The 15,863-nt window shown below is 41.0% G+C and carries 11 protein-coding genes; 3 read left to right on the top strand and 8 right to left on the bottom strand.

Features of this window, described 5'->3' with window-relative positions:
- Positions 1-15 precede the first annotated feature (15 nt).
- On the bottom strand, positions 16-600 hold the full coding sequence (locus CXF89_RS15830; RefSeq protein WP_010554604.1) for a YqaA family protein: 585 nt from the start codon (positions 598-600) through the stop codon (positions 16-18).
- Positions 601-1,062: 462 nt separating this feature from the next.
- Here CXF89_RS15830 and CXF89_RS15825 point away from each other — a divergent pair, with 462 nt between their 5' ends.
- Positions 1,063-2,298: a TMEM143 family protein gene (locus CXF89_RS15825; protein ID WP_121955149.1), complete on the top strand. Its 1,236-nt coding sequence runs from the start codon at positions 1,063-1,065 to the stop codon at positions 2,296-2,298.
- 86 nt (positions 2,299-2,384) lie between these two features.
- On the opposite strand, the gene CXF89_RS15820 is transcribed toward CXF89_RS15825, so the two are convergent.
- The 5 genes from CXF89_RS15820 to CXF89_RS15800 all read right to left on the bottom strand — a co-directional run bounded on the left by CXF89_RS15820 (position 2,385) and on the right by CXF89_RS15800 (position 9,407).
- The gene (locus CXF89_RS15820) at positions 2,385-5,531 is read right to left on the bottom strand and encodes an efflux RND transporter permease subunit (RefSeq protein WP_121955148.1); all 3,147 of its coding nucleotides are present in this window, start codon (positions 5,529-5,531) and stop codon (positions 2,385-2,387) included.
- 8 nt (positions 5,532-5,539) lie between these two features.
- Positions 5,540-6,787 carry an efflux RND transporter periplasmic adaptor subunit gene (locus CXF89_RS15815; protein WP_121955147.1) on the bottom strand — a complete coding sequence of 416 codons (1,248 nt, stop codon included), beginning with the start codon at positions 6,785-6,787 and terminating at the stop codon, positions 5,540-5,542.
- Positions 6,784-8,037, bottom strand: a complete 1,254-nt coding sequence (locus tag CXF89_RS15810) for a TolC family protein (protein WP_121955146.1) — start codon at positions 8,035-8,037, stop codon at positions 6,784-6,786. The genes CXF89_RS15815 and CXF89_RS15810 overlap by 4 nt, the downstream gene beginning before the upstream one ends.
- A 150-nt stretch (positions 8,038-8,187) precedes the next feature.
- Positions 8,188-8,508, bottom strand: coding sequence for a hypothetical protein (locus CXF89_RS15805; RefSeq protein ID WP_007378232.1), 321 nt, complete (start codon positions 8,506-8,508; stop codon positions 8,188-8,190).
- Between the two features lie 80 nt (positions 8,509-8,588).
- Positions 8,589-9,407 (bottom strand): AraC family transcriptional regulator, encoded by an 819-nt coding sequence (locus CXF89_RS15800; protein ID WP_121955150.1) that lies wholly within the window; start codon positions 9,405-9,407, stop codon positions 8,589-8,591.
- 112 nt (positions 9,408-9,519) lie between these two features.
- Here CXF89_RS15800 and CXF89_RS15795 point away from each other — a divergent pair, with 112 nt between their 5' ends.
- On the top strand, positions 9,520-12,609 hold the full coding sequence (locus CXF89_RS15795; RefSeq protein WP_121955145.1) for a beta-galactosidase: 3,090 nt from the start codon (positions 9,520-9,522) through the stop codon (positions 12,607-12,609).
- An 85-nt stretch (positions 12,610-12,694) separates the two neighbouring features.
- On the opposite strand, the gene CXF89_RS15790 is transcribed toward CXF89_RS15795, so the two are convergent.
- A complete protein-coding gene (locus CXF89_RS15790; RefSeq protein ID WP_007587207.1) occupies positions 12,695-13,840 on the bottom strand; it encodes an iron-containing alcohol dehydrogenase in 1,146 nt (381 codons plus the stop codon).
- A 184-nt stretch (positions 13,841-14,024) separates the two neighbouring features.
- On the opposite strand from CXF89_RS15790, the gene CXF89_RS15785 reads away from it, so the two are divergent.
- Entirely contained in the window at positions 14,025-14,909 is an 885-nt protein-coding gene (locus CXF89_RS15785) for an AraC family transcriptional regulator (RefSeq protein ID WP_121955144.1), read from the top strand.
- A gap of 31 nt (positions 14,910-14,940) precedes the next feature.
- Here the strand turns inward: CXF89_RS15785 and CXF89_RS15780 are convergent, their stop codons facing one another.
- The gene (locus tag CXF89_RS15780; RefSeq protein ID WP_121955143.1) at positions 14,941-15,750 is read right to left on the bottom strand and encodes a hypothetical protein; all 810 of its coding nucleotides are present in this window, start codon (positions 15,748-15,750) and stop codon (positions 14,941-14,943) included.
- Between the last annotated feature and the right edge of the window lie 113 nt (positions 15,751-15,863).

Here is a 15,863-nt window from a genome sequence, read left to right as displayed (position 1 = left end):
CCTTTAATAATGAGCTTAAATCACCAAGCTTAATCCCCAAACCCCTAACACAAGTAACGTTATTAAAACCATTGCCTTAGTTTTGTGTTTACTAATGATTCGCTCAGCTTCATTACCTGCATAATAAACAATAATAGCCAGACCAAAGTAACGAATAGAACGCGCAATACCTGAGGCCAACAAAAACAGCCAAATAGAGTACTTAGTCGCGCCTGCTGCAAGCATCGCTATTTGAAACGGAATAGGCACTATGCCTAGTGTTATTACAAACCAAAAACCTTGATCTTGCATTTGCTGTTTAACGTTTTCAAATTGCTCAGGGCTCGAAAACGTATTAATAATCCAATCGCCAACCGCATCAAATAAATAATAACCCAACGCATAACCAAACAATGCGCCCACTATGCAGCCCAAGGTCGCCATTAATGCTATAAGCCATAGCTTTTCACGACGAGCTTGCATTAGCGGTACTAATACAGCCTCAAGTGGAATAGGAACTATGGTTGACTCTAAAAACGACGCCACTGTAATACCGCTAAGCATATGCTTAGAGTCAATAAAATTACGCGTTTTTTCTTTTAGTTTTTTTTGAATGGCCATAGTAAATCCTTTTCACTTATCAGTAAGAACAAGAGTATTCAATAAGCCAATAATTACACATTTAGGTTAATACACGCTGAAAACACTGTACTAAATTTATCAGGTCCTAGGGCGTATTGATCTTTGTGGATTGAAATTTGTTCAATCTAGGGGCGATTAAATCGCGGCGCGAGGTTTGTAACCTAGTGGGCTAAGTAAAAATCGAGCAACAAAGAGTTAATCGTCCCTAGAAAGAACCCAGAGGGCAGCGCATGTTTGGTATTTATGCTGCGTTATCGCCTTATTTATGGGGAATAACCACACTACATAGGCTCTGCCTTGCCTAAAAACCAAACACACAGCTGCAAATTCAACCACCAATGATCAATACGCCCTACTGCATTAACAAATTAGTAATATCCATAATAATATTTTATTATGTGCCCATGCAGTTAGATTCCCTATCACAGTAGTTATTAATTTATGCAAAGTGCGCGTTTTATTCCCTTTAGAAAGCAAGATATTGTTGATATGTGTAGCGAAGAGCTTAAAAGCAGTACACAAAAAACATCGTTTAAACAATTTTGCGATTTACTAGCAAGCCTTATTCATTACGATTACCACTCAACACTTGAGTCACTTAAAAACAACTACGCCCCTTTTGATCCCAACAGTGACACGCGATCGTTAGCGCCAGTATCGGCGGATCAAAAAGCGCAGTGCCAACATGAGTTTGCTAAAGATTTTGCTAAGGTGCTTAATGCCGCTAATTTTGAAGTGATCACCAATGAAGACTTACAAGATGCATTAAACGAAGAGTCACTATTTAAGGTGCGCCTTGAAGTTGAATTTGACGACTTTGAAGAAGTGGTTTTTTATCGCCGTGGCGAGTCGCAACTCACTGAAACTATTACCAGCTTTTGGGGCCTTCGTAAAAAGCCGCTGCACTTTACTAATTACGACCGTGTTGCCGTGTTTATTCGCTTTAAAGATAGCGCTTATTTTGAAGCTAAAAATAAAACGCCAATGGGATTTGAGCCAAGCTCAACCATAGTAAAGCTGTTTCAAAATGTGCCAAAGGCCGATCTCGAAATGCTATTTCCTAATAGCGAAGTACGCATGCGCCCTATTGATAAAGCAATTATTGGCTCATCGGCTTTAGTTGGCGGTGCAGTGGTACTTATAACTAAACTTGGCGCATCAATCGTATTATTGCTTGCTCTGTTTGCTTTTTGGGGTGGTTTTAGAAGTGAAGCTGTAGAAATGACCCAACAACATTTTATTACCTTTGCTATTGGCATGGGAGTATTTGGCAGCTTTATTTTTAAAGAATGGAGTAAGTTTAAAAACCGTAAAATTAAATTTATGAAAGCGCTTAGCGATAACCTCTACTTTAAAAACCTTGATAATAACGCGGGTGTTTTTCACACGCTTATTGACGCTGCCGAAGAAGAAGACATAAAAGAAGCCCTGCTTGCGTATACCTTTTTACTAAAATCAGAATGCGGCTTAACCGCCCAAACGCTTGATGAACAAATAGAGCATTGGTTTAAAAGCAAATACCAGTGCGATCTTGATTTTGAAATTAGCGACGCACTTGAAAAGCTGGTACGTATGCGTTTGGTAACGTGCACTAGTGATGTGTATAGCGCAATAAATTTAGAACACGCAAAAACGATATTAGATGAGCGTTGGGATAATCTGTTTCAATATAATTAATGTAGTATTTTTGCTAAATAATACCCAAATAAAAAAGCAGCTGTAAGTACAGCTGCTTTTTTTATTACATTATCAATAGCTAATATTTAAGCTAATTCAGCTTCTGCTTTTTTAGTAAATTTAGAATGTACTAACTTATAAAGCGCGGGCAAAATTAACAGTGTTAGTAATGTTGATGAAATAATCCCGCCAACCACTACTGTGGCGAGAGGTTTTTGCATTTCAGAACCCGTGCCCGAATTAAGCGCCATAGGTATAAAGCCTAAACTTGCCACAAGCGCAGTCATCAATACTGGGCGCAGGCGCTGTAATGCACCGCTGTGAATTGCATCAAACAAGCTTAAACCATCGCTTCGTAATTGCTTAATAAACGACAGCATAACCACGCCGTTTAATACCGCGACACCGCTTAAGGCAATAAAGCCGACACCTGCTGATATTGAAAGCGGCATATCGCGCAGCAATAACGCAAGCACACCACCCGTTAATGCCAGTGGCACACCACTAAATATAATCAATGAATCACGAAGCGATCCAAAGGCGCTGTACAGTAAGCCAAATATAAGCAGTAAAGTGACCGGTACAACCAACGACAATCGCTTACTTGCAGATTGTAGCTGCTCAAACGTGCCGCCGTATTCAAGCCAATAGCCACTTGGTAAATTAAGTGATTCATTCATGCTCGCTTGCGCATCACTTACAAAGCTTGCTAAATCGCGCCCCTCTACATTGGCAGTTACTACTACATTGCGCTTACCACTTTCGCGGTTTATTTGATTAGGCCCTTTTTCAATGCTGATTGTTGCTACTTCGCCAAGCGGTACAAATGCAAGTTCTGGGTTACTATCTTTAGGTAAAGCAACTGGCAAACGAGCAAGTGCTGATACATCGCTAGACCAACGCTTATCAAGGCGCACTAATAACGAAAAGCGTTTATCGCCTTCGTAAATTAGTCCGGTTTGCACACCACCAACAGCGGCGGCAAGTGTCTGTTGAATATCGTTTACGCTTAAACCCAATAACGCCATGTGGTCGCGCATTGGTGTTACCGAAAGTGTTGGCAATCCTTCCATTTGCTCCAAACGTACATCGGTAGCGCCTGCAATATTACGCATTAGCCCTGTGGCTTTTTCGCCAAACTCTTTAAGTACGCTTAAGTCGTCACCATAAATACGCAGTGCCACATCGGCGCGCACGCCAGCAATTAACTCGTTAAAGCGCATTTCTATTGGTTGTGTAAATTCGTAATTATTACCAGGGACATCGTTAACACGGGTACGAATTTGCTGAACCAATTCTGCTTTAGTAAGTGCTGGATTAGGCCACTCATCTTGCGGTTTGAGTATTAAAAAAGTATCGGCAACATTGGGCGGCATAGGATCGCTTGCTACATCGGCAGTACCAATTTTTGAAAATACGTTAGCAACCTCAGGCTGATCTAATATGGCTTGCTCAAGCTCTTTTTGCATTTGCACAGATTGCTCAATACCGGTGCCAGTAATGCGCAGCGCGTGCATGGCAATATCGCCTTCATCAAGTTTCGGTAAAAATTCTGCGCCCATGTTTTTAACTTTAAAACCAAGCACCAATACTAATGCCGTGGCAATACCCACCATCAGCCACGGTAATTTAAGCGATATACCAAGTAATGGCTTATACACTTTTTTAACGCCGCGCATGACTGCATTTTCGGTTTCATCAACCTTACCGCGAACAAACACTGCAATAGCAGCCGGTACAAAGGTAACGCCAAATATAAGCGCGCCAATTAACGCCGCAACTACAGTAAACGCCATTGGCTGAAACATTTTGCCTTCAACGCCGCTTAGTGCAAATAAAGGTAAGTAAACCAGCATAATAATAACAATACCAAATACAGCCGGTGTAAATACTTCTTTGGTGGCTGCGGTCACTACATTTAAACGCTCGTTTAAAGTAAGTAGCCTGCCATGTTTATGCTGAGCTACACCGAGTTGGCGCAGGCAGTTTTCAACTACAATTACAGCACCATCAACAATTAAACCAAAGTCGATTGCGCCTAGGCTCATTAGGTTACCCGATACGCGATTACCTACCATACCTGTAACGGCAAACAACATACTCAACGGAATAACCATTGCCGTAATAAGCGCGCCCGTTACATTACCCAGCAGTAATAGCAAAATTACTATCACTAAAATGGCACCTTCAAATAAGTTGGTTTGCACGGTTGCTATGGTTTTATCAACAAGAGTAGTACGGTCGTAAACTGCCTCAACAATAACGCCAGCGGGTAAGCTTTTTTGCACATCAATTAACTTATCAGCCATAGCTTTTGCCACTACGCGGCTGTTTTCGCCAATTAGCATCATGGCGGTGCCGAGCACGGTTTCTTCGCCGTTATAAGTGGCCGCGCCGGTTCTAAGCTCTTTGCCTAAAAGCACGTTAGCCACATCTTTAATGCGTACAGGTGCATCGTCGCGCTTAGCTATAACGGTATTGGCTATGTCATCAATGGTTTTTAACTGCCCTGGCGAGCGTACTAAATATTGCCCATCAAAACGCTCAATATAGCCTGCGCCTCGGTTACTGTTATTAACCTCAAGTGCACTAATTACATCGCTAATAGTAAGCTTATAGGCAATGAGTTTTTCGGGTACTGGCGCTACTTGGTATTGGCGCTCAAAACCACCTTGGCTGTTTATTTCGGTTACGCCTTTTACTTTTAAAAGCTGCGGACGAATAACCCAATCTTGCAAAGTACGTAAGTCTTCGGCGTTGTAGGCGGTGCCATCTTCTTTTAACGCATTAGGCGCGGCGTGCACACTGTAAGTAAATATTTCGCCTAAACCACTGGCAATAGGACCCAAGTTTGGCTCTACGTTATTAGGTAAGTCGGAGCGAATACTTTGAATACGCTCACCAATTTGCTGACGCGCCCAATAAATATCGGTGCCTTCATTAAAAATAACCGTTACTTGTGAAAGCCCATAACGCGAAAGCGAACGGGTGTAGTCAAGCTTAGGTATGCCCGCCATGGCGGTTTCTACCAAATAGGTAATGCGTTGCTCTACCTCTAATGGCGTAAAGCCCTGCGCTTTGGTATTAATTTGCACTTGTACGTTTGTTATATCGGGTACTGCGTCTACTGCTAAATTTTGAATGTTGTATACACCAAATCCAGCAAATAAAAATGTAAGCGCAAGCACCAGCATGCGGCGTTTAACCGCAAAAGAAACTATCCAATTAATCATGGTGCCTCCTAGTGAGCGTGGCTTGCGCCGCTTTTTAAAATATCAGCTTTAATGACATAACTATTGTCTGTTACGTATTCGCTACCCGCGTTTAAGCCTGTAAGTACTTCTACCCACTCACTATTTTTTGCACCTAAGGTAACGGGCCGTACTTCAAATACATTATTTTTACGAACAAACACACTGGGTTGACCGTTAAACTCTTGAATAGCTTGTGGCTTTACACGCACGCTGGCATTTATTTTAGCCACACTTACATCGCTATTTATATGCATGCCTGGGCGCCAATGCCCGTCTGGGTTATTAAGCTCTATACGGGCACGCGCTATGTGCCCGCCTGTCATCATTGGGGCTATAAAAAACACTTTGCCTTGCGTATTTAAATGATGATGTAAGTCGTATACCTTAGCGTTTTGACCAATGGCTAGTTTTTCAATGTTTTCAGGAAAAGCCGACAGCTCAACCCACACTTTATCAAGGTTAACTACCTGCATAAGTGCGCTGGTGCTTGCAAGCTCGCCACGCTTTAAGTATTGCTCGGTTACAACACCGCTAATTGGACTTTTAATGGGGTAATTTTGCAGTGTTTCACGGTTGGTTACGCTGGCAAGTACTTCGCCTTTTTTAACGTTTTGACCAATGCTTACAAAAATATCACTGATCAATCCGGCATACGGCGCCATTACTTCTACCGTGCCGTGCTGCGTTGGGGCAATAACGCCAAAAAGCGTATCGGTAATATCTACTTCACCACTTTGCGCTATCTCGGTTTTAATACCTGCGCGCTCAATAGCTCGCTCTGTTAGTGTGGTACGGCCTTCGTGTTGATCGTACTCATAGCTAATACTCTCACCGTTATAATTAGCAGTAACGGTAAGTGCAAACGAATGCGGTTCGTTAATTGATTGCGTGCTCACAAGGTAGTCGCCCTCAGCTGTAAACTGTATATTTTGCGACCCTTCAACTAAACGTTTTAAACTCATTGTTATGTTTAAGTCGTTTATATTAATTGGCTTATTTTGTTTATAGCCGTATACACGTAGCTCAACATTACCTGCAAATTCTTGCAATTTAAGCTCAAGTGTTAATTTAGGGTCAGTTAATAAAAAGCCGCCGTGTGGACCTTGTTTTTTCTCGTGTTGCTCTGTTTCTTTATGACCTGACTCGCCATGCTCAGCAGAGGCAAATACACCTGTGCTTACAAAGCTGCTGGCAAACGAAAGTGATACTAATAATGCGATTATATTTTTATTCATGATTGATGAGTCTCAATTAAAGATTGGCCTGTTAAACGCTCAAGAGTAAGTAGCACTTGGTACAGCTCTGCGTGAGTGGTAATAAGTGTGCGTTTAGAATCAAAAAGTGCTTGTTGAGCATCAAGCAATTGCAACACCGATATTTGTCCGCGTTGATAACTTTTTAAGCTTTGCTCGATCAATGTTTGTGCCTGAGGAATAATTTGATCAGATAATAGCTTTGCCTGATTAGCTCGACCTTGATAATAAGCGTACAAAGTACGTACTTGCTGGCGTAGCTGGATGCGCAATTGCCCTTGCTGCTCATTTAAAAGCATGAGCTGACTATTTGCAGCTGCAATATTTCCGCTATTTGAATTACTTAATTGCAGTGGCATAGAAAACGAAAACACTAATGAGCTGGAGTCGCTTTGTTGGTTATAGCGCACGCCTCCCCCTACATTAATATCGCTTTGTCCGTTTGCTTTTTGCAGTGTTAAATTAGCTGTTTGCTGTAAATATTGCTGTTGTAATAATGCAAATTCAGGGGCTTGGTTAACCGCATCTAAAAGTGCTTGCGCTGATTTAAGCGCAGTAATTACATTAATATTGCCAGCAAAAGTATCGTAGGGTTGCTCCTCACTCCACAGCTCGTTAAGCGATAAACTTGCTCGCTCAAATTCACTATTAAGCATGGCTTTATCAAGCTCTACTTGGCTAAGTGCATAACGCATGCGCGTTACATCGGCTTGCGACGCTGCCCCCGCATTAGCTCTTTGTTCAATAGCTTTAAGCGCTTGGGTAACTACCTGTTTACGCTCGTTGTTTAAACTTAATAATGTTTGAAATTTAAGCCCTTGATAGTATCGCTCAGCAGTGGTTGCTAATAAGGCTAAACGGGTATTTTGATACTGTATTGCTTGGGCTTTAATATTGGCGGTTGCGTAATTAATACGGCTTTGGCGCTTATCGCCCAGCTCTATTAGTTGGCTAAGCCCGAGCGTTATTTCAGCGCCTTGAATGCCACGCGCCTTGTTTGTGCCCAGTAAGTTTTCAGCTTCAACATTCAATACAGGATTAGGCGAAAGAGCAGCTTGAGATTTAAGCGCAGTTAATATTTTTTGATGATAAGGGTAGCGTTTTAATACCAGATTTTGTTGTTCGGTATTACTCAGTGCCTGCTTAAGGGTTAATGTTTTAACATTCGCCAAAGTACTAAAAGCAGGTAGCGCGCACATTAGCGCCACCAGCATAATTGGTTTTTTATTCATATAGCGTGTCCGTTTTTTAACAAACAGAGTTAACTTAATCACTACGCCTATTTTAAAAATAAGCGCGATAAAGCAACCTAAATATGTAAATAACTAGCCTAATAGCACACAAGCGCAGGTAGTTTTTTACAAAGTATTTAAAATTAAAAACTAACTAAGTGAATTGGGTGGCGGTACATCTGGCGGGTAATTTAACCCGTTATAGCACGCAGGCGAAGTTGCTTTACTTTGCTCTGGACTTATTGAATGGCTAGAGGTGCTGTTGTAGCCACAATGGCAATGTTGGTGGGCATGAATCTCGGTAGTTGATGTCTTATCGCTTTGGTTATCATCGGCTGTGGAGTCGCCTTGCGATAACGAACTGGTTACGTGATCAACGTCTTCTTGCAAATGATACGCAGCACCATCACAGCTAATAAAGCTATGTACAAGCACTAATAATATCACTATTAAAAAACGGTTTGAGCGCATTACCTACCTAAAACTCTAAAATGCAATTTAAGAAATCGCACAATACCTTAAATTTATTCAAATGTAGAGAGCCGCTAACGTTATTTTCTAAATTCGCTTGGCGACACACCTACCGACTTCTTAAAACGTTTGGAAAAATTAAAAATATTAGAGTACCCCACATAACTTGCCACATGCGAAATTGGCCAAGCCGTGTTTAACAATAAGTTTTTAGCTCGCTCAATGCGTAAATAAATAAGTTGTTGTATTGGGCTTTTACCAAATTGCGCTTGGCATAAACGATGTAAATGCGGCGATGAGTAATGCACATTTTCGCACATTGCCTCTATTGTCCAATCAAACTGCAAGCGCTTGTCTACCTCTTCAAACAAACTAATTAAACGGTTATGCGCCGCACCCTGTGAGTTATTTTGCAGCGTAGCATTTAAGTAATGACTTAAAATAGGCGTTACGCTTTCGCGTAAATTAGCATTGGGCTCGCTGTATAAAAGCTCCATAGCAAGGTGTAACGGTTCAAGTTTTTGCTCGGTTAGTACCAGTGCTTGCGCTAAGTTTAAATGCTGCCAACGTTTAGTATTTGCAAGGTTTAACCAAATAACATCCCAATGTTCAGCATCAATTTTCACTTCAAAGCTTTGCTTTGCTGGTAGCACAATAAGTGTATTGGCATTAAGTGTGTACTGCTCATTTTGTGTTGTTAATTTACCCTGCCCTGCAAGCGTATAAAAAAGTGTATGTTCTAGCGGTGCTGAGCGTGCTACGCAATAACGACCCGATAGGTTTGAGCAACCCGCAAGTGCTATTTCAAGGTTTGGCATTTGCGCGAGCGTTTGTGAATCAATAAAGCGTTCTATACAACGCGGACCAATATCGAGTATGTCTTTAATGTTATAGCGCATAATTACAATGATAGTTTTGGACAAATAAAGGAGAGCTTTAAGCATAACCCCTGCGATTATTTTTAGCTATATTTAGCGCATTATAATTGCCCGCTTATGCAATAGGATAAACATGACCTCTTTACAGCACATAATTAATCGCCGAGATTGGGAAAACCCAATTTCAGTACAAGTTAATCAAGTAAAAGCGCACAGCCCACTCAATGGATTTAAAAGCGTTGACCATGCCCGTACTAACACGCAATCGCAAAAACAAAGTTTAAACGGTCAGTGGGACTTTAAATTATTTGATAAACCCGAAGCAGTTGATGAATCGTTGCTAAGTGAAACACTAAACAGCAACTGGCAAAGTATTACAGTGCCTTCTAACTGGCAATTACACGGCTTTGATAAACCTATTTACTGTAATGTTAAGTACCCATTTGCAGTTAACCCGCCTTTTGTACCAAGCGACAACCCTACAGGCTGTTACCGCACTGAATTTAATATAAGCGAAAGTCAGCTAACTCAGCGTAATCATATTATTTTTGAAGGCGTTAACTCGGCGTTTCACCTGTGGTGTAACGGACAGTGGGTGGGTTATTCACAAGATAGCCGTTTACCGAGCGAGTTTGATTTAAGCGAACTGTTAGTTGCAGGCACTAACCGCATTGCCGTTATGGTTATTCGTTGGAGCGATGGCAGTTATTTAGAAGATCAGGACATGTGGTGGCTAAGCGGTATTTTTCGCGATGTTAACTTACTTACAAAACCACAAAACCAAATACGTGATGTGTTTATAACCCCCGATTTAGACGCTTGCTATCGCGATGCAACGCTACATATAAAAACGGCGATTAATGCGCCAAATAACTATCAAATAGCAGTGCAAGTTTTTGATGGCGAACAGGCGCTATGTGAGCCACAAATTCAAAGTACTAACAATAAACGTGTTGATGAAAAAGGTGGCTGGAGCGATGTTGTATTTCAAACAATTGATATACAAAGCCCTAAAAAATGGACCGCCGAAACCCCATACTTATACCGCTGCGTTGTGAGTCTGCTTGATGATCAAGGCAATACCATCGACGTTGAAGCTTATAACATTGGCTTTAGAAAAGTAGAAATGATTAACGGGCAGCTTTGCTTAAACGGCAAACCGCTACTTATTCGCGGTGTTAACCGCCACGAACACCACCCAGAAAACGGCCATACAGTTACTACCGCCGATATGATTGAAGATATTAAGCTGATGAAGCAAAATAACTTTAATGCCGTGCGTACTGCTCACTACCCTAACCACCCTCGTTTTTACGAACTATGTGACGAGCTAGGTTTATACGTAGTTGATGAAGCAAACATAGAAACCCACGGCATGTTTCCTATGGGGCGTTTAGCTAGCGATCCGCAGTGGGCTGGTGCATTTATGTCGCGTTATACACAAATGGTTGAGCGCGATAAAAACCACACCTCAATTATTATTTGGTCACTAGGAAACGAATGCGGACACGGCGCAAATCATGATGCTATGTACGGCTGGTCAAAAAGCTTTGACCCCTCTCGCCCAGTGCAATACGAAGGCGGCGGCGCAAATACAACGGCTACCGACATTATTTGTCCAATGTACGCCCGTGTAGATACCGATATTAAAGACGATGCGGTACCTAAATACTCTATTAAAAAATGGTTGAGCCTACCGGGTGAAACTCGCCCACTTATTTTATGTGAATACGCCCATGCAATGGGTAACAGCCTAGGTAGCTTTGACGATTACTGGCAAGCATTTAGAGAATACCCACGCCTACAAGGCGGCTTTATTTGGGATTGGGTAGATCAAGGTTTATCTAAAACAGACGAAAACGGCAAGCATTATTGGGCTTACGGCGGCGACTTTGGTGATGAACTAAATGACCGTCAATTTTGTATAAACGGCTTATTGTTCCCAGACCGAACACCGCACCCTAGCCTGTTTGAAGCTAAATACAGCCAGCAACATTTACAATTTACGCTGCGCGAGCAAACTAAAGATCAATACACCATTGATGTATTTAGCGATTACGTATTTAGACATACCGATAACGAAAAGCTTATTTGGCAACTAATGCAAAATGGCATCTGTGTTGAGCAAGGCGAGCATGTACTTAATATTGCTCCGCAAAGTACACACACGTTAACTATTAAAACTAAAACAGCGTTTGAGCAAGGTGCACAATATTACCTTAATTTAGATGTAGCACTAATTAACGACTCGCACTTTGCAAACACTAATCACGTTATGGATACGGCGCAGTTTAAGCTTATAAATAGTAATAATTTAAGCAGTAAGTCATTTGCATCATCATCTGAGCAAAACGCTATAAGTGTTAGCGAAACCGACTCTCAACTAAGTATTGAAAACGATAAATTTAAACTGATTTTTAATCAACAATCAGGGCTTATAGAGCAGTGGTTACAAAACGATACTCAGGTTATTAGTAGCCCATTGGTTGATAACTTTTATCGTGCCCCACTTGATAACGACATTGGTGTAAGCGAAGTAGACAACCTAGACCCCAATGCATGGGAGGCTCGTTGGTTACGTGCAGGTATAGGGCAATGGCAGCGCACATGCAGCTCAATTCACGCAGTGCAATCAAGCGTTGATGTACGTATTACTTGTGTATTTAATTACGAATTTAATGGCGTGCTACAGGCTCAAACACAGTGGCTATATACACTAAATAATACCGGCAATATTAGCTTAAACATTGACGTGCACTTAAACGACACTCTGCCGCCAATGCCGCGTATAGGGCTAAGTACAACGCTTAACAAGCAAAGCGATAGAAAAATAAACTGGCTAGGTTTAGGGCCTTTTGAAAACTACCCAGATCGCAAAGCCGCAGCACGTTTAGGTTATTACAGCTTGAGCTTAAATGAGCTACATACACCGTATATATTCCCAACTGATAATGGCCTGCGTAGCGATTGCCAATTGCTGAGTATTAATAACTTAACCGTAACTGGCGCGTTTTTGTTTGCAGCCAGCGAGTATTCGCAAAGTACGCTAACGCAAGCAAAACACACTAACGAACTAATTGCTGATGATTGCGTACATGTACACATTGATCATCAGCATATGGGTGTAGGTGGCGATGATTCGTGGAGCCCAAGTACCCATAAAGAATATTTACTTGAGCAAAAACAATACAGCTATTCACTTACCTTTTCGGTTAAAAGCTAAATAATATTTTAAGCTCACAAAAAAGCCGCTAACTTAAACGTTAGCGGCTTTTGTTTTACTAAAATAAACATTTAGTTAAGCAAAATTAAGCAACTGCTTGCTCTAAAATTTCGCGGCTTTCTTTAAGCGTAATAGCTTGGTTTTCACCAAGTGCCAGCATGCCGTGTGCTTCAAGTTTGCCAATAATATTGTCAATAGCAGCGGCTTTATCATCGCCATGCTCAGTAAGCTGGGTCGCTACGTCAAGGCTGTGGTAAAACGCTTCGATTGCTAAAATTGTTTTCTCAGCTAAATCGTCAGATTGCTCAAGACCAAATACGTTTTTACCCATTTGCTCAAGCTTTGCTTTTTTAACTGCAAATTGGTTGCGTAGTAAAGAAGGCTGAACAATAGCAAGTGAACGAGCATGATCAACGCCGTAAGCAGCTGTAAGCTCGTGGCCAATCATGTGTGTTGCCCAATCTTGCGATACACCAGAACCAATTAAACCATTAAGTGCTTGGTTAGCTGCCCACATAAGGTTTGCACGCCATGCATCGTCTTGGTTTTCAAAGTTATCGCCCAGTGTTTTAAGCGTTCTTAAAAGTGCCTCTGCGTAACCTTCTTGAACCAATGCTGTTTCAGGGAATGTTAGGTACTGCTCACAGGTATGTACCCATGCATCTACTAATCCATTCACAAGTTGGCGCTGTGGTAATGTTTTCATTACATCAGGGTCCATAATCGCAAATTTAGGAAGTACTTCTGGTGATGCAAACGGTAGTTTTTGCTTTGTTGCTTCTTTGCTCACAACTGAGTTTTGGTTAGACTCTGAACCCGTTGCAGGCAATGTTAATATTGCACCAATTGGTAATGCGCTAGTAATAGTGTGCTTACCAGTAGGAATATCCCAACCTTCTCCATCATAAACTGCAGATGCTGCAATGTATTTAACGCCGTCGATTACTGAACCGCCGCCTACACCTAGTACAAAGTCGATACCTTGTTCTTTACAAATTTTTACTGCTTGGTCTAGTACTTCTATAGTTGGGTTAGCGCCTACACCCGAAAATTCAACCCAGTCAAAGCCTTCAAGTGCTGCTGCAACTTGGTCGTACACGCCGTTCTTTTTAATTGAACCGCCGCCGTACACTACAAGTACTTTTTGATCCTTTGCGATCAAATCAGTTAGTGAGGCAATTTGTTCTTGGCCGAACTGGATAAGTGTTGGGTTTACGTAGCTAAATTTCATTATTTTGCTCCTAGGTGACGGTTAAATACTAAATATAATGCTTAGTTACTAACTAAGCTAAACTTCAATGAGTGCATATTAATGGCAAAATAAACATAAAAAAAGCCCAATAACTCGCAAAAGCTTGCCTAAAACTGTCAGGGTTGATATTTTACGCAAAATTCGTACGATAGTAGAAGTTTTAATGTCCTCAATAGCCAACATGATGCAAAAATTTGCAGAGCACAATAATTTACTTAACTTTGAAGGCAACATGGAAACCATTATTCCAGGTGTGTATTTTCATCGTGCAAGTAAAAGCTCGCCGCGCCAACCACTTATATATAACTCAGGTATTATTATTGTTGGGCAAGGACATAAGATAATTCATTTTCCTGATCATCAAATAAAATATGGTGAAGGCGACTACCTTGTTTTAGGTGTACCTGTGCCACTTGAATGCGAAGCTTTTACCGATAACAACCTGCCTGTTATGGGGATTGTTATAGATATAAACCCGGTAATGTTACATAAATTAGTAAACCAAATTGGTACACATAAGCCATTCACCACTGGGCAAATGAGTGGCGTTCAATCGGCTAAAATAGATGGCGCAATGGAGCAAGTAACCCACCGTTTACTTAGCGTGCTTAATAACTCCATTGAGGCTGACGTTTTTGGCGAAGATATAGTAAAAGAATTGGTATATCGTGTACTTTGTGGTCCACAAGGACATACTTTAATAGGGCTTGCTATGCATGATGGGCATTATGCGCGTATCGCCCGTACGCTCTCAACTATGCACAGTAGTTATGCCAATCAAATTACAGTTGAGGGGTTGGCTGAAGATGTAAACATGAGCGTATCGTCGTTCCATCGTGCTTTTAGGCAAGTAACATTTGAGTCACCTTTGCAGTATTTAAAAAAAGTACGCTTAGCTAAGGCTAAAGAGCTTATAACCAGTAGTGGAAGCAAAGCCAACGAAGCCGCATTAAAGGTTGGCTATACCAGTCCATCGCAATTTAGCCGCGAATTTAAACGCCACTTTAATAAAACCCCCAGTGAAATGTTAATTCAACTACATAACTAGGTAATAGTTTTAGAGATGTAAATTAACCGAGCTAGTCAATCTTAAGCACTGCTTTTTTGGTGCTTAGCATAGCTTGCTTGGTAAATTGGCGATTAATAAATTGGCTAAAAATAATAGTAAATAACGTTGAGAAAGTGGCAGCTGTTGCGTACACCTGCCAAATCATAAAGTTATGTTTTGACATAAACGCAATCACCGCAAAAAATACACATCCACCTAATGAACCAATAATACCGCCATTAAGAATTTTAAACGTTGAGGCTTGTTTGTCACTAAAATGGGCAACACTGCCCATTACCGCTAAAATAACCGGAAAGGTAGATATTAACCCGCTCCATGCAGACCCTATATGCTGCGATATAAACGTAACAAGCACGATAAAGCTCGTCACTAATATCATTTTTACCGGAAGCTCCCAGCGGGCATTTAATGGTTTTGCATCAACTGATATATTTAGCTTTGTAGAGATAATAGTTAAACCGAGTAAAATACAAAGCGAAACCACACTCGCCACAATAATATTCACTGGTAAAAATAAAGTAATAACGCTAAATACGCACCAAATACTCAACGCTGTAAAAAGCGATTTAAGCATTCCAAATCTTCGTGATACAACCAAGTAACTAAAACAAAATAAGCCTATACCGCTCATACCATAAAGAGAGGCCACCGCTGAGTTAGCTGCAAATAATTTACCTTGCTCTAATGCTATAAAATAAGAAATAGGCCCAGAGGTAATAGGCAAGCCAGGAATTATGCCGCTAACAAAACTACCAAAGCGTTTTTGGGCGAATGTTATTAGTAAAATAAGCAAAGGTGCAATTATGAGTTTAAGCAGCATAAATAACAATAAAGTATGAGAATTGAAATTAAGTCTACGTGTCTATACCTACATTGTAGAGTGAATAAAAATCATGTATGTAGCGTAATTTTTTTTACCTGTAAATATTAACT

Origin of the sequence: Pseudoalteromonas sp. MelDa3 (assembly GCF_002863625.1) — a bacterium.
GTDB lineage: Bacteria > Pseudomonadota > Gammaproteobacteria > Enterobacterales > Alteromonadaceae > Pseudoalteromonas > Pseudoalteromonas arctica.
The sequence above is the reverse complement of the archived record's forward strand: the minus strand, read 5'-3'. Positions and strand labels throughout refer to the sequence as shown.

Coding starts and splice junctions, on each gene's coding strand:
- CXF89_RS15830 (WP_010554604.1), bottom strand. CDS start 600: ATGGCCATTCAAAAAAAACTAAAAGAAAAAACGCGTAATTTTATTGAC.
- CXF89_RS15825 (WP_121955149.1), top strand. CDS start 1,063: ATGCAAAGTGCGCGTTTTATTCCCTTTAGAAAGCAAGATATTGTTGAT.
- CXF89_RS15820 (WP_121955148.1), bottom strand. CDS start 5,531: ATGATTAATTGGATAGTTTCTTTTGCGGTTAAACGCCGCATGCTGGTG.
- CXF89_RS15815 (WP_121955147.1), bottom strand. CDS start 6,787: ATGAATAAAAATATAATCGCATTATTAGTATCACTTTCGTTTGCCAGC.
- CXF89_RS15810 (WP_121955146.1), bottom strand. CDS start 8,037: ATGAATAAAAAACCAATTATGCTGGTGGCGCTAATGTGCGCGCTACCT.
- CXF89_RS15805 (WP_007378232.1), bottom strand. CDS start 8,508: ATGCGCTCAAACCGTTTTTTAATAGTGATATTATTAGTGCTTGTACAT.
- CXF89_RS15800 (WP_121955150.1), bottom strand. CDS start 9,407: ATGCGCTATAACATTAAAGACATACTCGATATTGGTCCGCGTTGTATA.
- CXF89_RS15795 (WP_121955145.1), top strand. CDS start 9,520: ATGACCTCTTTACAGCACATAATTAATCGCCGAGATTGGGAAAACCCA.
- CXF89_RS15790 (WP_007587207.1), bottom strand. CDS start 13,840: ATGAAATTTAGCTACGTAAACCCAACACTTATCCAGTTCGGCCAAGAA.
- CXF89_RS15785 (WP_121955144.1), top strand. CDS start 14,025: ATGTCCTCAATAGCCAACATGATGCAAAAATTTGCAGAGCACAATAAT.
- CXF89_RS15780 (WP_121955143.1), bottom strand. CDS start 15,750: ATGCTGCTTAAACTCATAATTGCACCTTTGCTTATTTTACTAATAACA.